A 17,754-nucleotide genomic window follows, 5' to 3' on the forward strand; every position below is an offset into this window, starting at 1 on the left:
ACTATGGATCAAGGACGAACATTGTCGAACCCCCTTTTTTCCACCGGGTACTCAAGTCCTATGGATTCAACGCTTGGTTATGCCGATATATAATGATATACGGAAAAAGGCGAAATAGTGGAGGATCGGATGCAAAATACTCATCTAAGAACATATGTCAAGAAACATCCAGACAATAAAATGGCTTGGTACTTGCTCGGAAAGGAGTACTTGGGCGAAGGACAGGAGGCCAAAGCCAACTATTGCTTTCAGCAAGCGGGCGAGGTTTACGAGGCATTTGAACGCAGTAAAGCTCCTGCTGACATCTGGGTAGACTATCAGGAGAAATTGGTGGAGATGTCTGAGCAAAAAGAGAAAAAACAACGTAGACGCAAAATGTGGCTTACGTTGTTCATGCTGCTTGTGCTGGCAGGTCTGCCACCTGCGGACGCTCCGGGTTTCAGTCGTGAAGCGGCCGACGCACTGTCAGCAGCACTGGAATCCACAGATGATATCGCAGCGCCTGTAGAAGCGGATCAACAGGCTGGGACTGCATCCATTGCGCCAAGCAATGTGTTCACTGCTGCGGCATTTGGTGGAGGTAATCATGGCGAGGCTGCTCTCGCAGCTGCCTGGTCCGGGTCTGGTCCAAAAGTAGAGACTTCTGCTGTACTGGGTATGCAAACCTCGGATGACTGGTCTTTATGGAAGCGAAATATGCCTGTGAAATACATAGTACAAACCAATACAAGCGGGAAATTGACTGCACAGAGTTATGATGCCAAGCAATGTAACTGTGAACCTCCTGAAATTACACCGAAAATCAAAAAGATGGCCTTGGCGTGGACCGCCAAGCAGGAAGCAGCTGCATCATTATCAAGTGCAATCGTTGCCTATCGCAAAAAAAATGACGTTTGGCCCAAGAGTGTAACGCAAATGGCTCAGCCATTTCCGAACAATATTCTGGGAGAGACTGCGTCAGGGATGACCGAGATGTTTCCGAAGCTGTTAGCTCAGCATCAAGGAAAGGCACAGGAAGGAAAGAACGATTCGAGTGGTAAAGAGAGCGGTTCAACATCTTTGAATTCGTCTCAAGGCAACAATGCCGCTTTTGCAGATACGCTGGGAGGTCAGCCTTTTTTGCAGGAACCGCTGGAGATTGTTATTGATAAGGATAAACATAAACTTGCATTAATCAGTGGGGATACCATTGTTCGTATGTATGATGTGGGACTTGGCGGTGATCGAACACCGGAGGGTTCATTTGTCATCACAGATAAAGTGGTTAATCCGAATGGGCGCTCGAACGGTGAGTTTGGAAGCAGAGGTATGCAGCTCTCGAATACGAATTATGCCATCCATGGGACCAACGAGCCAGACAGTATCGGACTGGATGAGTCCCTTGGATGTGTGAGAATGCATACAGGAGATGTAGAAGAGTTATTCGCTCTTGCTCCGCAAGGCACTCCGGTACGCATTGGAGAAGATGTACTGCCAGATCTGACGCTTGTTCCAGAAGCAAAGCAGCGTTATCAGCATACACTTGTTCCAAAGCAGAATAATCCGAACAAAACGTATCACTGGCTGAATTGATCTGTTTGATATGTAGAATCAGATGGATTCAGCCTGAATCATCTACATGTTGGCAATAATGATAAGAGCACCAATGATGATGATCAAGCCGCCTACACTGGCTGCAGTCCATGCAATGGCTTTGCGATTCACTTCTTCTTTCTTTTGCTGTAATGCAGGTGGTTTACGTTTGGGAGCCATGAGTTATTCCTCCTTATTTGGAATAGAACTGGTGTAGAGTAACCATGCTCTCATTGTAAAGAATTCAACTCGTCATTACCAGTGGGCTGGTGGATTTCTTGTGAGCATTTTGTATTATTCGATTTGTGCTGTCTATGCGCAAACTACTTTCCTTTTTAATAAGAAACAGATAGACTTGTGTGTAGAGTGTTTTTTACATATGAAAAGACGGAAAACGGCTTTTTGGCGTACCGGACCAGAACGGAGTGAGTGATTTGTTATACAGAAGTCTTGCTAAACCTTTGTTGTTCAAAATGGACCCTGAACAGGCCCATCATCTGATTATTGGCGGCCTTAGTGGCGTGGGTAGCATCCGTCCGGTTCCTTCCGGACTGCGAGTGATGTACGGCGTTCGTGAAACGTCTGATCTGGCTGTTGACATGTTTGGGTGTCATTTCCCTACACCTGTTGGTCTGGCTGCGGGTCTGGACAAAAACGGACAGGCCGTAACGGGCTTTTCTTCCATCGGATTTGGATTCATGGAAGTGGGAACCGTGACACCACTTGCACAACCAGGTAACGATCAACCACGGCTGTTCCGTTTGCCTCCAGATGAGGCTTTGGTGAACCGAATGGGCTTCAACAATCTTGGTGCGGAAGCGATGGCAGGTGAATTGGCACGTCTACAGGATCGGCGTATTCCAGTGGCTGTTAACATCGGCAAGAATAAAGCAACGTCTAATGAGGAAGCTCACCTGGACTATTCGAAGTGCATTCAGGCACTATACGATTATGCTGATCTGTTCGTGGTTAATATCAGTTCACCAAATACACCGGATTTGCGTAATCTGCAACATGGGAATGAATTGAAGGAACTGCTCGCTGCGGTTATGAACGAGATGAATGTGCAGCATGTACGAGCGGGTGGAGCGACCAAATCCGTTCTGGTGAAGATCGCACCGGATGTGAATGATCAGGAACTTGAATATATGGTGCGCACAATTGCAGACAGCGGTGTTGCTGGCATTATTGCAACGAACACAACCATTAGTCGTACAGGACTTTCTCACCAACATGCAAAGGAAACTGGCGGTCTGAGTGGTAAACCTCTGCGTGAGCGTTCTACGGAGATTATTCGTCAGATCTATCGTCAGACCGAAGGCAAACTTCCGATCATCGGTTCAGGTGGCATTTTCACAAGTGAGGATGCATACGAGAAAATTAAAGCCGGAGCAAGTCTGGTCGAAATATATACTGCATTGATCTACGAAGGACCTGAGGTGAATCGGCGTATTCATGCCGGACTGCGTGAGTTACTTCGAAAGGACGGTTATCGTCATATCTCTGAAGCGGTTGGTGCGGAGCATCGTTAAGAAGGAATGTGGATCCCCGGATGGAAAATATAGAAGCATGGAAGAGCGTAAAATGGTTCGGGACTCTTCCCCCCACCAAACATCATGTATAATGGAATAGAACAGGGGACGCTATAGAGACAGGAGGCATAAGCATGGACGGTAGAGACTGGGGTACATTTTTACTTCCTTATGAACAAGCGGTAGAGGAATTAAAAGTCAAGTTTAAGACAATGCGGGCGGAGCTGAAAAAACGGGAAGAGTATGCCCCGATTGAATTCGTTACCGGTCGTGTCAAAAAAATATCCAGTATTCTGGAGAAATCCAGACGACTGAATGTGTCGCTTGATGACGTGGAAACAGGCATCGAGGATATTGCAGGTATCCGCATTATGTGCCAGTTCGTGGATGATATCCGTCGGGTTGCCGAGTATATTCGAGGTCGTAAGGATCTCACGGTACTCATTGAGAAAGATTACATTACGAATTTCAAAGAGAGCGGCTATCGCAGCTTCCATATGATTATTGAGTATCCCGTTCAGACGGCTCTTGGACAAAAGAAAGTTTTGGCCGAGATACAGATCCGGACGCTTGCCATGAACTTCTGGGCTACCATTGAACATTCGCTGAGTTACAAGTTTCGGGAAGGGTTACCTGATGAGATGAGAACCAGGCTGAAAAAAACGGCTGAGGCGGCGTTTATACTGGACAACGAGATGTCTGCAATTCGTCTACAGATTTTGGAGGCGCAGAAGGCATTTGAGGATGATTCCAATATCGTGTCAAGAACATTGAATATCATTCATCAATTATACTTCTACCATCTTGTCAGTGAAGCAATTGAAGCACAAAAGCGATTTAACGATTACTGGGAACGGCATGATATGGAAGGGCTCAAAGACTTGCTGGATGACGTGAAGAAACTTCTGAACAACGCCAGAAAGGGCGAAAACCCGGATGAGCATCTATGAGCCACTGTACGTTGACTACTTAATCTACTTCAATCGTGATCAGGATTATTTCGAGTGCCATGAGGTGCTGGAAGAATTGTGGCTTGAACGTAACCGGGATTCTCTCTATAAAGGGTTGTTGCAAGTTGCGGTTGGTTTATACCACTTCAGGAATGGCAATCTCCGCGGAGCAACGATGATGTTACAGAGCTCACTTGATCTTCTGGAACCTTATCCTGCTACGGTTCTGGGCATAGACCTAGGGGCTTTGGTACGGGATGTACAGGAAATCGTGAAGCAACTGTCCCAATCAGATGTTCAGTCTGTGACTTACAGGGATTTATCCATACGAATTGTTAATGAGGTCTTGGAACAAGAGATATCTAGAAGATCGCTTGAGTTAAAACCTAATATTCCGCAGCGCCGGAGTCCTACCAGAGGGCGAATATACGAAGAGAAGATGAAGGCGATGGATCAGAGTAAAAGTTGAACCGTAATCAGCGTTAACATTCAAATGAGCATCCCATGGATATGAAGTTCCATGGTTATGAAACACCCCGACGATTCCTGTAAAGGGAAAGATCGGGGTGTTTTTGAATGTTGCGTCATATTCAGATGATTGCATGGTGGCACAGCCTGTCCTTCAACAGAACAGTATCGGTGATACAAGGCCTGATTGTAGATATTGTGGAAACGGAACTAGCAGTTAACTTGCCGAAGGAGCAGCACTGCCTTTATATTTTTGGAAAAATTGTTTGTAATCGTCCAGTGTATAGCCTTGGTCACTGCCATTTTCTTGCAGTCCGCCAACCATACGGTCTTTCTCGACACCAGCCTCATAATAGACGAGTGTAGGTGTGAACTCGATATTGTAATCAGTCCATCCTGCTTCGAATTCACGCAGATTGAACTGTGGAAGCTCAATACCTTCACTGTCAACCAGTGGCATCAACTGAGGTGTTGTGGCACGGCAGTGCGAGCAGTCGGAAGCAAAGAAATAAACAAAAAAGCTGTCTTTGTTATCGATTTTGGCTTTGAGATCAGTGGGAACAATAATTTGTTGATAGTTGGGATCACTAAGTAGCTCCCTTGTAGCTGGATTAAGCTTGGAAGCAGCGATGCCATAAGCATTTTCCACTGAATCCATCTGTTTCTTGGATTGCTGGTCTACGACAACCAGTGCTGCAATCATAATGATTAAAATACCCAGGAATATAAGGATCGCAGCACTTTTCTTTTTCTTCTTGGATTTCATTGGACATCCCCCATCGATCATATCGAAATATAGTTTGGGCAAAAATAAAGGTTGGGATAATATGCATAAACACCCGAATTTTTGCTCAGGAATCAATCTACTTGCCATTATACTACATTACACGCTGTAGTGGAATAGATACGATATGATAGGAAAGCAAAGCTTGGATATGATAAAATAAAACGATATTGCAATCTTACCAAGACAGGATGAGTGGGAATATGGGTGTAAAGTTACCTTTGATATTTGCTGAGCGAATGAAAAGTTTGCTGGGCGATGAGTTTGAACAATTTATGAAATCTTATGAACAGTCTCCTCATGCGGGACTGAGAGTGAATACGCTAAAAATATCGATGGAACAATTCGATGAGATTGCTCCGTTTGATCTAAGACCTATTCCGTGGTGTGAGACAGGATTCTATGTACCTCATGGTGTTAAACCGGGGCTGCACCCTTATTATCATGCAGGTCTGTATTATATACAGGAACCAAGTGCAATGGCTCCCGTTGAATTATTGCAAGTGGAACCTGGAGATCGCGTGCTTGATCTGTGTGCAGCTCCGGGAGGCAAGACGACACAGATTGCAGCAAAGCTGCAAGGCAAGGGCGTGCTTGTCACGAACGATATCCATGCGGAACGCACCAAAGCGCTGGCCAAAAACGTGGAATTGTACGGGGTGCGTAACGCCGTTGTTTTGAATGAGTCGCCAGAGCGGATCGCAAATGCATTTCCTCATTATTTTGACAAAGTATTAATTGATGCGCCTTGCTCAGGTGAAGGCATGTTCCGCAAGGATGAAGACATGGTGAAATCGTGGGAACATCATTCGGTGGAAAAATGTGTGCTCATGCAGCGGGATATCTTGGAGACTGCGGCACGGTTGCTAGCCCCGGGAGGAACCATCGTATATTCGACATGTACCTTTGCGCCGGAGGAAAACGAAGCAATGATTGCGGAGTTCCTGAATATAAACCATGATTTCGTAGTCATGGACATTCCTGAAGAGACAGGATTTGCTCCAGGACGTCCGGAATGGGTACGTCAGATGATGCCGGAGAAGGCTGAAGAGACGGAAGCTGTACTGGATCAAACGCGTGGAACCGTAAGATTGTGGCCTCACCTTTTGGAAGGAGAGGGACATTATGTCGCTGTATTGGAGCATCGTGCAGGACAAGGATTAGAAACAGATCAACCTGGAGTAGTTAAAGAAGGAGCAATGGAGTATGGACAGGTCGTGGATGTGTCCAGGATTGAAGTAGAGGGGAACAAGGATCACTCTATTGCTGCTTCTTCAATTGCTATGACCAAGGCTGATCGTAAAAAGGAACGTTTGTTGCGAATCGAATCCCGAGAGTCCCATGACAGACAGGCTGGGGGCGGCAAGAATTCGGGTAAACAGGGCAAAAAAGGTAAAGATCACGGTGGACGTAAATCGGAACGGGGTCAGGGACGCGGAGCTGATTCGGCAAGTATTGATCCGGTTGCGATCTACAGTCAGTTTATGAAAGAACAATTGGAGATTGAGTTAACAGGAGAGACGGTATGTTATGGAGATCGTGTGTATCAATCATCGGTTGGTGCAGCTCGGTTGGAGGGACTGAAAGTCATTCGTCCAGGCTGGTTTATGGGCACGATCAAGAATGGACGATTTGTTCCGTCCCACCCGCTTGCGTGTGCTCTGAATGCATCTGAAGCACGGCGAAGCGTAAATCTGTCATCCGCTGATGGCGAAGCCGTGAGGTATCTCAAGGGTGAAACGTTAAATATGGAAGAAGAACGAGTGGTGCTCAAGGCGGATACGGTTGCCAAAGGGTACGTTCTTGTATGTGTAGAAGGTTATGCTGCTGGCTGGGGGAAATGGCTGGATGGTGTACTGAAGAATGAATATCCGGCAGGGTGGAGGTGGACATCGGTATGAGTGGAAAAGGCAAACAAACGCTGCGTCTGGACAAAATATTAAGCCATATGGGTGTGGGAACACGAAGTGAACTCAAAAAGATGGTGAAACAAGGCAGAATCCATGTGGACGGCAAAGCGGTGAAAGACAGTGGTGTACAGGTGAACCCTGAGGTCAACGTCATTGAAGCCGATGGCGAGCGGATTGTGTATCGGGAGATGATCTATCTCATGCTGCATAAACCTCCGGGTGTCGTGTCTGCTACCGAGGATAACAGAGATAAGACGGTACTGGATTTGCTGCGCAAAGAGGATCGGGTGTTCAATCCTTTTCCTGTGGGACGACTGGATAAGGATACGGAGGGACTGCTCATTCTCACGAATGATGGTCCACTTGCCCATGATCTGTTATCTCCACGCAAGCATGTGCCCAAAACCTATGAAGCCCGTGTACTGGGAAACGTGGATGAAGCGGATGTACAACGTTTCAAGGCGGGCATTCAATTGGATGACGGATACGAGACGCTGCCGGCCGAACTGACTATACTTGGTCAGGAAGAAACGGAAGAAGGCACGATCTCGTCGATCTCGCTTATTATTCACGAAGGGAAGTTTCACCAGGTGAAACGTATGTTTCAGGCGGTAGGCAAGCGTGTGATCTATCTGAAACGCGTTGCCATGGGTGAGCTGGAACTAGCTTCCGATCTTACTATTGGAAGCTATCGTGAACTAACCGCAGACGAGTTGAGCCTTCTGCGGAAGTAAAAGCTCCCGTCCTTCGCGAAGCGGAGCAGGGAGTCGGGCAGAAAGCGAAGCCCTGCCCGTATTGGTCCCGGTTAAGCTTGGGCGGGACCGCCGCTGACCAGCGGTGTGCCCGGCAACAAGTGTTCCTACGACAACCGTGACATAGCAAGACCCGACCTAACACCGGTGAGCAGGACGGGAGTCCAGAGGGCAGAGCCCTCTGGGGCCCTCCCTCGGAAGGGAGGGTTTGGGTGGGTGCGACTACTAACAGATGAGGATGAAGCCAGAATGACTTATAAATTAATTGCACTAGATGTAGATGGAACACTGCTGAATGATCATCATGAACTTACCGAATGGACTCAGGAGACCTTGATCAAAGCTTCCCGTCAGGGAGCGGAGATTGTCCTGTGTTCGGGTAGAGGTCCGGCCAACACGATTCCTTTTATGGAGCAGATGGGACTGGATGGATATGTGATTACGCATAATGGCGCCGTTACCGCGCAAGTCGATACCCGTGAGGTGGTTCATCATTTTGCATTAGATGGACAAGGACTGGAGCCAATCATATCCTACTGCCGAACCAATGGAGTACATTTTGACATCAATACAGCATTTGGTCTGTATGTGGATCAACCGGAAGGTTTGGGTTTGCAGGTGCGCGAGATGTATTACAACTTTATGGCAGAGCCACTGAAGTTACCCAAGTGGGTTGACATGACAGAACCGCTGGCGAAATTCACTGCATTTGGTCCGATTGAACAGATGGATGCAGTACTTCAGGAATGGTCAACTTGGAATCTGCCTTATTATATGACACGGAGTGGTGACTTTTTTATTGATCTGATGCATCCCGAAGCGTCCAAAGGCGCTGCGCTGAAAAGGCTTGCCGAATCGAAGGGAATCATGCCTTCGGAGATTATGGCGATTGGTAACTACTTCAATGATATTACGATGCTGACCTTTGCGGGCAAAGGCATTGCCATGGATAACTCACCGGACGAGGTGAAAGCTGCTGCGGACGAGGTTACACTCTCCAATAACGAGCAGGGTGTGGCACACGCAATCCAAAAATATGTGTTATCCATCTAACCTACATCTTATTTTTGAAATGCACGCTTCCCTCATAATCTACCGTCTTTAGGGGCATCCTAAGAGAATAACGTTAGGAATGAAGGAGGACATGTGATGAATTATGATGTGGAATTGGTTGCAGACCTGCGGACATCAGGTGGAGAAGTACAGGACGTGATGGACAATGGACAATATGCAGGCTCACTTTTCCTTGTGTACAGAGAAGGAGATCGTTTATCAGGTAGTCTTCAGATCGAGCAGGAGTCTCTGCCAGATGGTACAGAGGAACGTATCGTGGAAAAAGTGCATGCCTATGTCCGATCTCTTGCAGATGCGTTGGAAGCTGCTTATTATGAAGTGCTGGTTAGTTGTGGTTCATTACACTCGGTTCTGCATAAGCCTGAGTCAGAGACCGTGTGGCCGTCTGAAGATATGAATCATGACGAAGGCAGTTATGACGATATAGACAGCAGTGGAAGTAAGGTAATCCCTGTTTCACAAGCCGAATCGTTTACATATGAAGATCGGGATCAGGTTCTGGAGATGGAAATGGTAAGCGCAGGACGCAGCATATCGACGTATATTTTCAATGATGTCGAAGGGCAGGAACTTGCAGAAGCTTCCTTAAAACAATATGGCGCTGATGTACAAGGTGAAATACACTGGTATGACGAGCCGGAAGAGAATCAATTGGAAGCTGCGGCAGAGTTGCTGGTCAGAGAGCTGGATGAAGATATCATCGATACGATTACGATCCGCATGTGGCATCAGGGCAACGAACTCGAGACGTTAGAGTGGGTACATCGCGATTTCTCCGAGGATTTTGAGGATACCGATGAATCGGATCTGGATGAGCTGGAAGCTGCTGAAGAAACATGTTATGTCATGCTGAAGCGTAAGGATCGGGAGTTCCGGGTATATGAGCTTTTTCTTCAGGAACGAGGTGGATTGCCTGTGGGAACAGCAACAATAGATACTTCTCATTCCGATCTGACGGGATACATTGATTACGAGGTTCCTGGTACCAGCATTCAGCGAAAGAGCCTGGTCGAAGTGTTGATGCAGGAGTTGGACAAGGAAATGGAGTTTGATACCTTGCACCTGACGATGTTGTATCGAAATCAGATTATCGATGAAGCCAGAATAGATGGGTAAAGGGCAACCGCCTTTTACCTTTTTTAATTCTCATTTTGACGAAAAATTCATTTCCCGGTATAGTACCATTAGTTTAACAGAGATCAGGAAGCGGAAGGAGAACAATGATGCACTCATTCAGGATCAGTAGCGAATATATTAACGATGGTTTTCAAGCGGTTCAGGCGAAGCCGGAAGATACGGAGGATGTGATGTCGCTGCTGGTGGAGACAGCCGAGTGGTTACAGAGCCAAGGTTCTTCCCAATGGAACGCTTTGCTTAAAGGTGAAGATTCACATGATACGGCAGGGGCAATCCGGCGTGGGGATGTGTTTGTATTTAAAAAAGGAGCGGACGTAGCGGGGATGGTCATCCTTTTGGTTCAGCCAAGCCCTTGGGATATTCATCTTTGGGGTTCAAAAGCTCATGCCGAGGATGGTGCAATTTATCTGCATCGGCTAGCGATTCGAAGAAAATATGCTCAGAGCGGTCTCGGACGGTCCATTTTGCAATGGTCCAGCAGCGGCATACATTTTGAAGGCAAACATACTGTTCGGTTAGATTGCGGAGCGAGCAATGCTACGTTGAACGCCTTTTACACGCGGAACGGGTATACTTTTTTGGGAGAGACCGATGGTTACAGTACATATGAGAAGCCCGTGGAGCTACGGAGCTGAGATTCTGGTTATCCAATGAATATGTTGACGACAAGCGCGAGTGGTAAAGCTTTTACTTCTGAGGGGAACGTTTCATGAATATGTTGTATATACGAGTTATCGTAATATAGATGTTCCGGCTTCCCTATGTCATAATGGATAGTAGAGCAGTACGTAAGTTAGAAAGGGGGAAACTAACGGTGAGATTGCTGCAGGCGCTTTTCTTTCCTCCGGAGCAGCCCGGAGGTGTATCCTCTATGATTCCGTATATGCAAGAGAGATTTACAACCCCGAGGTGGGAAATGGATCTATTCTCGTTGCCAAAGCGAATTCGCAATAAGGGCAGAGAGGAAGTTCAGTTCGAAACGTTTGATTGGACGGAGTATCAGGATAGTCCTGTTGTCCAAAAATATATTCAAACTTATCGTGATTATCTATGGTGGACCAAACTGCGTATTCAGAAGCCCTATGATCTGATCCATGCCCACCACCCAATTGCAGGACTTGCGATGAAAACGGTTTTCCCGGATACACCCCTCATTCAGACGATACACTCCAGTTATGAACGAGAATTAATCCTTAATGGACGCATTGAAACGGATGGACCGGAGCATCGATTCCTGCTTGCGATATATGGTGAGCTCGAACACCAGGCAGAGCGCCTCTTAACGGTGTCGGATTCGTTCCGTCGTTATCTGGTTCCCTACGTGAAGGAACCTGATGTCATCGGTGTGATTCCCAATGGATTTGATGAGAAGCGGTTTAAGCCGATTCCTCATGATAATGCGATACCACAACTGGTCACGGTATGTCGGCTTGTTCCGGCAAAAGGGTTGGATATTCTTTTCAAAGCTTGTGCGGAACTGAAGGGCCGAGGTCATGATTATGTGTTACATATTATTGGAGATGGACCGATTCGTCCTGATCTGGAAGAATTGGCGCAACGATTAGGGATCTATAATGAGACCATTTTCTATGGTTATACACTGCACCCTGAGGAATTCATGCCATTCTTTGATATTTTTGTACTTCCTTCACGGGCAGAAGCATTTGGTTCTGTCTTCGCTGAAGCGGCGCTGAGTTGTCTTGCCCTTGTGGGTACGGATGTAGGTGGAATACCTGAACAGATCGAGAACGGTAGCAATGGGTTGCTTGTACCGGCAGAAGATCCTTCTGCATTAGCTGAAGCGCTTGAAAAAGTGATGCTGGACCCGGCTTATCGTTATGAACTTGCCCGTTCGGCGTGTGAAAAAGCCAAAACACATTACTCGCTTGGCAGATCGGTCAATGAGTTAAAAAAGATGTATCTACAGTTTCCTAGCAAAGCTTAAAACGTAGAGCAAAAAGTGCGAGCCGCTGTGATAAACAGCGGCTTTTTGTCATGTTTAAGGAAAGAGTACCTGCGATGACTTGTGGTTATGAGGCAAACAGATGCTCATATTCATGAAGTACATGGACCGTGAGATTTATATATTGTTGCGTCTACGAAAGGCGCCCCAGCGGTTCAGTACCAATTTGGCAGCCCAGATTAATGCCATACTTCCAAAGATGGGGTAAAGGATGGACAGCAGGGAACTGAATCCAAACTGACTGAGTGAGTAACACAACATCATAATGGTTAATGTAATGAAACGGGGATGGACACGTATATGTTGGCTGAGTTGCAAGGTCATTCCATAGATATCGGCTACAAAGGTACTGAATATTTCCATGAAAATAAGGGATACATATACAGATTGCACTGCCCATCCAAGTTGAAAGGCAATGCTGCCCATCGGGATTTCGAATTGAATGATGCCGGGCATTTGGGCTGACATGGCAAAATGAGCTGCCATCAGCATGAAACCTACGCCAATTCCACCCAATACTCCACCCCACTTCAGCACATTCCGACTACGAATCTGGTTACCTACAGGCACAAGAACAGCTTGAGCCAACACCAGATTGAATGAAGTATACAACAGTGGAGACAGCCACACTTGAATAGGGTTTGAATCTGTCGTCAGTGTGATGAATCGGGAAGCACCTGGATGATGGATGGTACTGGTGATCATGAGCAGAGATAACAGGAGCATCATGGGCACGACAATGCTATTCATTTGTAGGATGGCCTGAATGCCTCGACCGAGAAGCAGATATGACCCTACAAGTGTGACGATCAGACCTGTCTGATAATGCAAACCCAGATGTTCAACAAAAACGGAACCTGCTCCGGCAAGCATGACACTGTTCACGCCAATGAGAATGAGAAGGGTCACCCAGGTGATCCATTTGCCCGCCTTGTGGCCGAATAAATGTTTGTTCAGATCCTCATAAGAGCGGGAACCGGTATCGTGAGCGATCAGCATCATTTTGGTACCTAACCAGACAAAGAGCATGGTGGATAAGCCTATGGTGACGGTGGCCCATTTGCCATACTGGGTAAAAAACTGCAAAATTTCCTGCCCTGTAGCGAAGCCAGCTCCAACAACCGTTCCGATGTATGTAAATGCGATCTGCAGCACCCGAAATGCCTGTTTCATGTGTTTCCCCTCTCAGGCCCCTGTATAGTTTGGACATGCGGGTACCATGGTACAAGGTATGCTTGACCCACGAAAGTCATGACAATCGATAATGAGCTTTGGCTTGAATTGTGTCTCAAGGACAGCGCCCAGGCAATTTCGCTTGAACTTATAGATAGATATATGATACTTTTACCTCATAGGATAGGCTTGGGAGGTCAAATCATGGAATTATTGAAACAACGAATTTTACAAGAAGGTGTGGTTATCTCGGATCAAGTTTTAAAGCTGGATGGTCTGTTGAACCACCAGATTGATCCTGCATTAACGATGGAGATGGGACGTGAGTTTGCTGCCCGTTTTCGTGAAAGTGGAGTAACTCGTGTAATCACGGTAGAATCCTCAGGCATTCCGGTTGCGTTTGCCGCAGCTTATGAACTTGGGGTGCCCCTTGTATTCGCCCGTCGCAAAAAAACACTTCTGGCTGATCCTGATGCTTACTGTGAACGTGTACCGTCCTTTACCAAAGGAATTGTAACTGATATTATGGTATCCCGCGAGTTCATTCATGAGAATGACCGCATTTTGTTCATTGATGATATTATTGCCAATGGAGATGCCGCTCGTGGCGTCATCAAAATTATCGAGCGTTCCGGTGCGGAACTCGTTGGATTCGGCGTTGTGGTCGAGAAAAGTTTCCAGGCAGGAGCACGCACAATTCGTGAACAGGGTATTCCGGTGGAAGCCTTGGTACGCATTCGTTCCCTGAACGATGGTACGGTACAATTTGACGATAACGAAATGTGACATTTTAAAGGAATAGGGCCTATTTTTTGAACTATGCCTTTGCATGACCGCGGATTTCATTTATAATGGGGTTATGTTAGGGAGAGGAGGCAACACCATGGGGAACCAACTGGCAACAGAACAATTTTTTAATGATAAGCTGGCGGAATCGAAAGTTCATTTTGAACGTGCCCTGGATTGTAAACATACGGAATTCGATGACCTTTATCCCTATATGATTGAACATCCTCAATTTTTCTGGTACAAACGCTATGTTGCCTGGTCAGAATTACTGACGATTGTAGGCTTGTGCGAAGAGTTGTCCTTCTCTTGGAAAGAACAATTTACACCGCATCAAGTGGAGTACCTTGAAGAACGTGTGATGTCCGCCAAAGTGCTTGATTTTTGGTTTGAGAAGAACGACAGCAAAGAGCACGCGCAGCGGTAACTTTCAGTCGGGACATAATTTCGAATGACATGACAGTCCAATACAGTCACGTGAGACCTAAATGACTTTTCATTTAGGTCTCTTTTTGTAAATAAATTTGAAATATAGGAGCCATGAAGATGATTAGTGATACAGAATTGGACGCTCTGCGTCTGTCAGGTGAGAAAGTTAGAGTAGTACGGGACGAGCTGGAATCGAACGACGTGAAGGGGATTGTGGTTGCCTGGGATGGCGAGCAGGTACTTATCCGTCGTCAGAATCGACGTGTCGTTAAGCTGGACCGAGGTTACAGCTATCAGCTGTTCAGCGAGCCGCGCCAGAGTCCACTTAGTGAGTAACAGCTTATAATTATGGCAGAGCCATGAGCGTTAAATGTTTGGAATTACCATGATTTCTTGGCATAATTGACTCATTCGGGAGAGAAGATAGGTACAGTGAGGAAGATCTGTAACTATAGCCGAGAGGGTGTGCTACAAGCGATGACATTGATGAATGATAAAGTTCATGCCTACAAGGATCAGATTGGAGCATTAAGCGATGTACTGCCAGGTGTGGTGAAGTCATATCATGAGTTTACCGGAGAATGTTTCCAACCTGGCGTGATTGATGCGAAGACAAAACAGCTAATTGCGCTTGGGATTGGATTGTTTGCCAACAATGAGGTATGTACCTTCTACCATGTAGAAGAAGCCCGTGCTAAGGGTGCAACAGATCAGGAGATTATGGAGACCGTTGCGGTGGCCGGAGCTGTTGGAGGAGGACATGCACTGTCTCAGGGTGCGATGCGAGTGCAGAAGGCGCTGCATTAGTAAGTAATGCAACATACATTTTTAAGTACAAAAAAGGCATCCGGTTAATAACCGATGCCTTTTTGTATGTGAATTACATTTTACCCAACATTTTATCATACATAAACTGTCCAGTTACCCGACGTGCTGTTACATAGCGGTCATTAAAGTATGGATTCGATAACTTTGTGATGCTTACACCTTTACTGCTGGAGGCATGAGCGAATTGTCCGCCGCCGATATATACACCTGTATGTGAAATGCCTTTGCCTGTTGTATTAAAGAACACCAGATCACCTGTCCGAACATTGCTCTTGGATACAGGCGTACCTGCTTTGGCTTGCTGCTGAGAAGTACGTGGCAATTCAATGCTGTATTTGTTGAAAAGATATCTCATAAAACCAGAACAGTCGAAGCCGGCTACAGTTGTGCCACCCCATTTGTAAGGTATACCTGTCATGTTGTTCACTACGGAGTTGATACTGCTTGCCTCTGTGCTTGTTGCCCCGGATGTAAATAATACAGCTGCTCCAAAAATGGAGATAATCAGTTTTTTCAAAATCAATGTTCTCCCTTCGATGCCTACGGAGTTAGCTAAGGGTTCGGTAGAAGGTTCCCTATATTTCCTATGTATAAGAATAATTCACCCAAATTGGTTCCCCCGTTTTCAAACATGAAACTCGGCAATGAATAATTAAGTTTTTGTAACTATTTGAAACTATATTGCATAAATGCGTAATTGTCAAACCTATTTAAAACCCTTCGTAATACCTCAATGTTAGCGGAATTAAGGTTTTTATATGAAAGAAGGGATCAAGTTTGGGTATCATTCATGACAAAAACGTCATTATTGATTCGTTTAAGACGAATTTGGATAAATAAATAGGTTTGTCATGAGTTAAAAGAACTATCCCGTTATGTAGAATTAGAGAGATTATATTCATTAAGTTGCATATATTGACAAAAATCGATTTTTTGCATATTATCTGATTATCCAATCCACATATTGGATTAAAATTGATTTTATTATGTGATAAATACAAATAAAGGAGGTTTGGGGACGCGTATCATAGGTAAGTAAAAGTGGAAGATTTATAAAAACGAACATAGGAGAGTGTTACATTTGAAAGCGAAGAAAATAATTACTTTTGTCCTGGCATGCACGATGGTGTTCTCGGCAGTTGGAATGGCAGTTCTCCCTGTAGGGACGGTATCTGCTGCGGATGCATCGGGTACTACAGCGAGTATTTCTGATATTTTGAAGAACCAGCTGCCGGATGGAGGTTGGAGAAAAGATTATAAACAGACAAGTGGAGAGTGGGCGAAGTCCACGATCGACAACAAGGCTACATACTCAGAAATTAGAAGATTGGCGAAGGAATTTAAAAAGACGAATGATCCGCGTTACTCCACAGCTGCAATCAAAGGAATTAACTTTTTGATCAACATGCAGTATTCAAACGGCGGATGGCCACAAGTTTACCAAAGCTCCGGATATCACAAGCACATCACTTACAATGATGATGCCATGATTAATGTAATGATCATGTTGGATGAAGTAGCGACACGTAAAGGTGATTTCTCGTTTATCGACAGCACTCTTGCTAACCGCAGTAAAAACTCAGTTGCCAAAGGTGTAGATGCAATTCTGAATACACAGGTTGTTTCAGGCGGTAAGCTGACAGCATGGGGACAACAACATGATTCCAGTTCTCTTAAACCGGCAAGCGCAAGAATCTATGAAGTACCATCACTGACGGCTGGAGAGAGTGTAACGATTGTTAAATTCCTGAAAACCAGACCTGCTACCGCTAAAATTACGGCATCCATTAAGGGAGCTGAAGCATGGTTTAACAAAGTGAAGATTACGGGTTACAAGTATGAAAGAGCAAACGGAGACAGCAAAATTATCGCTGATTCCAAAGCTGCACCGATCTGGGCTCGTTTCTACGAAGTGGGAACGGATAAACCGATCTTTATTGGTCGTGACGGGGTCGTTAAATACAAACTAAGTGATATTGATAAAGAAAGAAGAGGCGGTTATGCTTGGTACGGTAACTGGCCTTCCAAGCTGTAATTTGTATTATGTTTCCGTTATAATGAACCAAACTATTAGCAGTTAAAGGTAAAGCCCGAATCGAAATGGACGTCTGTTTCGATTCGGGCTTTATTGTAATTATTTTCATTGTTGACATGATAGATTCCACATGATATATTATTTCTTGTCGCCGATATTGATCACGGAGATACAATATGCGGTCGTGGCGGAATTGGCAGACGCGCACGGTTCAGGTCCGTGTGGGCTAACCCCCCGTGGAGGTTCGAGTCCTCTCGACCGCATCTAATAAAAATACTCCTTAAGCTAACGCTTAAGGAGTATTTTTTTGCATTTTTTGATATAACACTAACTTTAGACTCGAGTATCCAAGAGGTTAGTG

General features: G+C 45.7%; 19 protein-coding genes, 1 tRNA gene and 1 riboswitch. Of the genes, 16 read left to right on the plus strand and 4 right to left on the minus strand.

The window, feature by feature from the left end; all coding sequences use genetic code 11:
• Positions 1-129: 129 nt before the first annotated feature.
• On the plus strand, positions 130-1,572 hold the full coding sequence (locus MHB43_RS11180) for a L,D-transpeptidase family protein (RefSeq protein ID WP_405131971.1): 1,443 nt from the start codon (positions 130-132) through the stop codon (positions 1,570-1,572).
• Positions 1,573-1,614: 42 nt separating this feature from the next.
• Here MHB43_RS11180 and MHB43_RS11185 read toward each other — a convergent pair whose 3' ends face one another.
• Entirely contained in the window at positions 1,615-1,752 is a 138-nt protein-coding gene (locus MHB43_RS11185) for a hypothetical protein (RefSeq protein ID WP_017689367.1), read from the minus strand.
• Positions 1,753-2,006: 254 nt separating this feature from the next.
• Between MHB43_RS11185 and MHB43_RS11190 the strand changes: the two genes are divergently transcribed.
• From MHB43_RS11190 to MHB43_RS11200, 3 genes are all read left to right on the plus strand, one after another.
• Positions 2,007-3,104, plus strand: coding sequence for a quinone-dependent dihydroorotate dehydrogenase (locus MHB43_RS11190; RefSeq protein ID WP_221823377.1), 1,098 nt, complete (start codon positions 2,007-2,009; stop codon positions 3,102-3,104).
• Positions 3,105-3,238: 134 nt separating this feature from the next.
• On the plus strand, positions 3,239-4,054 hold the full coding sequence (locus MHB43_RS11195; RefSeq protein ID WP_036609636.1) for a GTP pyrophosphokinase family protein: 816 nt from the start codon (positions 3,239-3,241) through the stop codon (positions 4,052-4,054).
• Complete coding sequence (locus tag MHB43_RS11200) at positions 4,041-4,523, plus strand: DUF309 domain-containing protein (protein ID WP_221823379.1); 483 nt, start codon at positions 4,041-4,043, stop codon at positions 4,521-4,523. Before MHB43_RS11195 ends, MHB43_RS11200 begins: the two co-directional genes overlap by 14 nt.
• A gap of 216 nt (positions 4,524-4,739) precedes the next feature.
• Here MHB43_RS11200 and MHB43_RS11205 read toward each other — a convergent pair whose 3' ends face one another.
• Positions 4,740-5,288 carry a thioredoxin family protein gene (locus MHB43_RS11205; protein ID WP_047842389.1) on the minus strand — a complete coding sequence of 183 codons (549 nt, stop codon included), beginning with the start codon at positions 5,286-5,288 and terminating at the stop codon, positions 4,740-4,742.
• 221 nt (positions 5,289-5,509) lie between these two features.
• Between MHB43_RS11205 and MHB43_RS11210 the strand changes: the two genes are divergently transcribed.
• The 6 genes from MHB43_RS11210 to MHB43_RS11235 all read left to right on the plus strand — a co-directional run bounded on the left by MHB43_RS11210 (position 5,510) and on the right by MHB43_RS11235 (position 12,124).
• Positions 5,510-7,207: an RsmB/NOP family class I SAM-dependent RNA methyltransferase gene (locus MHB43_RS11210; RefSeq protein WP_221823382.1), complete on the plus strand. Its 1,698-nt coding sequence runs from the start codon at positions 5,510-5,512 to the stop codon at positions 7,205-7,207.
• Positions 7,204-7,950, plus strand: a complete 747-nt coding sequence (locus tag MHB43_RS11215; protein ID WP_405131972.1) for a pseudouridine synthase — start codon at positions 7,204-7,206, stop codon at positions 7,948-7,950. Before MHB43_RS11210 ends, MHB43_RS11215 begins: the two co-directional genes overlap by 4 nt.
• Positions 7,951-8,217: 267 nt before the next feature.
• Positions 8,218-9,021 (plus strand): Cof-type HAD-IIB family hydrolase, encoded by an 804-nt coding sequence (locus MHB43_RS11220; RefSeq protein ID WP_339308663.1) that lies wholly within the window; start codon positions 8,218-8,220, stop codon positions 9,019-9,021.
• Between the two features lie 96 nt (positions 9,022-9,117).
• The gene (locus tag MHB43_RS11225; RefSeq protein ID WP_339307792.1) at positions 9,118-10,158 is read left to right on the plus strand and encodes a hypothetical protein; all 1,041 of its coding nucleotides are present in this window, start codon (positions 9,118-9,120) and stop codon (positions 10,156-10,158) included.
• A gap of 107 nt (positions 10,159-10,265) precedes the next feature.
• A complete protein-coding gene (locus MHB43_RS11230) occupies positions 10,266-10,814 on the plus strand; it encodes a GNAT family N-acetyltransferase (RefSeq protein ID WP_339308665.1) in 549 nt (182 codons plus the stop codon).
• 179 nt (positions 10,815-10,993) lie between these two features.
• Entirely contained in the window at positions 10,994-12,124 is a 1,131-nt protein-coding gene (locus MHB43_RS11235; protein WP_405131973.1) for a glycosyltransferase family 4 protein, read from the plus strand.
• A gap of 135 nt (positions 12,125-12,259) precedes the next feature.
• Here the strand turns inward: MHB43_RS11235 and MHB43_RS11240 are convergent, their stop codons facing one another.
• Positions 12,260-13,315: a hypothetical protein gene (locus tag MHB43_RS11240; protein WP_221823389.1), complete on the minus strand. Its 1,056-nt coding sequence runs from the start codon at positions 13,313-13,315 to the stop codon at positions 12,260-12,262.
• Between the two features lie 204 nt (positions 13,316-13,519).
• Here MHB43_RS11240 and MHB43_RS11245 point away from each other — a divergent pair, with 204 nt between their 5' ends.
• From MHB43_RS11245 to MHB43_RS11260, 4 genes are all read left to right on the plus strand, one after another.
• On the plus strand, positions 13,520-14,101 hold the full coding sequence (locus MHB43_RS11245) for a xanthine phosphoribosyltransferase (protein ID WP_036609617.1): 582 nt from the start codon (positions 13,520-13,522) through the stop codon (positions 14,099-14,101).
• A gap of 97 nt (positions 14,102-14,198) precedes the next feature.
• Positions 14,199-14,528 carry a hypothetical protein gene (locus MHB43_RS11250; protein WP_074094470.1) on the plus strand — a complete coding sequence of 110 codons (330 nt, stop codon included), beginning with the start codon at positions 14,199-14,201 and terminating at the stop codon, positions 14,526-14,528.
• Between the two features lie 119 nt (positions 14,529-14,647).
• Complete coding sequence (locus tag MHB43_RS11255; RefSeq protein WP_036609613.1) at positions 14,648-14,866, plus strand: hypothetical protein; 219 nt, start codon at positions 14,648-14,650, stop codon at positions 14,864-14,866.
• Positions 14,867-15,007: 141 nt separating this feature from the next.
• On the plus strand, positions 15,008-15,337 hold the full coding sequence (locus MHB43_RS11260; RefSeq protein WP_017689352.1) for a carboxymuconolactone decarboxylase family protein: 330 nt from the start codon (positions 15,008-15,010) through the stop codon (positions 15,335-15,337).
• Between the two features lie 73 nt (positions 15,338-15,410).
• Here MHB43_RS11260 and MHB43_RS11265 read toward each other — a convergent pair whose 3' ends face one another.
• Complete coding sequence (locus MHB43_RS11265; protein WP_036609611.1) at positions 15,411-15,875, minus strand: C40 family peptidase; 465 nt, start codon at positions 15,873-15,875, stop codon at positions 15,411-15,413.
• A 5-nt stretch (positions 15,876-15,880) separates the two neighbouring features.
• Positions 15,881-16,012: riboswitch (cyclic di-AMP (ydaO/yuaA leader) on the minus strand.
• A gap of 418 nt (positions 16,013-16,430) precedes the next feature.
• Between MHB43_RS11265 and pelA the strand changes: the two genes are divergently transcribed.
• Together pelA and MHB43_RS11275 are read left to right on the plus strand one after the other, a co-directional pair.
• Complete coding sequence (pelA, locus tag MHB43_RS11270; RefSeq protein ID WP_313771489.1) at positions 16,431-17,393, plus strand: pectate lyase; 963 nt, start codon at positions 16,431-16,433, stop codon at positions 17,391-17,393.
• A gap of 178 nt (positions 17,394-17,571) precedes the next feature.
• A tRNA-Leu gene (locus MHB43_RS11275) sits at positions 17,572-17,656 on the plus strand.
• Positions 17,657-17,754: the final 98 nt, after the last annotated feature.

This window comes from Paenibacillus sp. FSL H8-0317, assembly GCF_045040685.1.
GTDB lineage: Bacteria > Bacillota > Bacilli > Paenibacillales > Paenibacillaceae > Paenibacillus.

What these genes read in the sequence shown, in the direction of transcription:
- MHB43_RS11220 (WP_339308663.1), top strand. Translation starts at nt 8,218, where the DNA reads ATGACTTATAAATTAATTGCACTAGATGTAGATGGAACACTGCTGAAT.
- MHB43_RS11225 (WP_339307792.1), top strand. Translation starts at nt 9,118, where the DNA reads ATGAATTATGATGTGGAATTGGTTGCAGACCTGCGGACATCAGGTGGA.
- MHB43_RS11210 (WP_221823382.1), top strand. Translation starts at nt 5,510, where the DNA reads ATGGGTGTAAAGTTACCTTTGATATTTGCTGAGCGAATGAAAAGTTTG.
- MHB43_RS11260 (WP_017689352.1), top strand. Translation starts at nt 15,008, where the DNA reads ATGACATTGATGAATGATAAAGTTCATGCCTACAAGGATCAGATTGGA.
- MHB43_RS11215 (WP_405131972.1), top strand. Translation starts at nt 7,204, where the DNA reads ATGAGTGGAAAAGGCAAACAAACGCTGCGTCTGGACAAAATATTAAGC.
- MHB43_RS11185 (WP_017689367.1), bottom strand. Translation starts at nt 1,752, where the DNA reads ATGGCTCCCAAACGTAAACCACCTGCATTACAGCAAAAGAAAGAAGAA.
- MHB43_RS11205 (WP_047842389.1), bottom strand. Translation starts at nt 5,288, where the DNA reads ATGAAATCCAAGAAGAAAAAGAAAAGTGCTGCGATCCTTATATTCCTG.
- MHB43_RS11245 (WP_036609617.1), top strand. Translation starts at nt 13,520, where the DNA reads ATGGAATTATTGAAACAACGAATTTTACAAGAAGGTGTGGTTATCTCG.
- MHB43_RS11195 (WP_036609636.1), top strand. Translation starts at nt 3,239, where the DNA reads ATGGACGGTAGAGACTGGGGTACATTTTTACTTCCTTATGAACAAGCG.
- MHB43_RS11180 (WP_405131971.1), top strand. Translation starts at nt 130, where the DNA reads ATGCAAAATACTCATCTAAGAACATATGTCAAGAAACATCCAGACAAT.
- MHB43_RS11250 (WP_074094470.1), top strand. Translation starts at nt 14,199, where the DNA reads ATGGGGAACCAACTGGCAACAGAACAATTTTTTAATGATAAGCTGGCG.
- MHB43_RS11240 (WP_221823389.1), bottom strand. Translation starts at nt 13,315, where the DNA reads ATGAAACAGGCATTTCGGGTGCTGCAGATCGCATTTACATACATCGGA.
- MHB43_RS11200 (WP_221823379.1), top strand. Translation starts at nt 4,041, where the DNA reads ATGAGCATCTATGAGCCACTGTACGTTGACTACTTAATCTACTTCAAT.
- MHB43_RS11230 (WP_339308665.1), top strand. Translation starts at nt 10,266, where the DNA reads ATGCACTCATTCAGGATCAGTAGCGAATATATTAACGATGGTTTTCAA.
- MHB43_RS11255 (WP_036609613.1), top strand. Translation starts at nt 14,648, where the DNA reads ATGATTAGTGATACAGAATTGGACGCTCTGCGTCTGTCAGGTGAGAAA.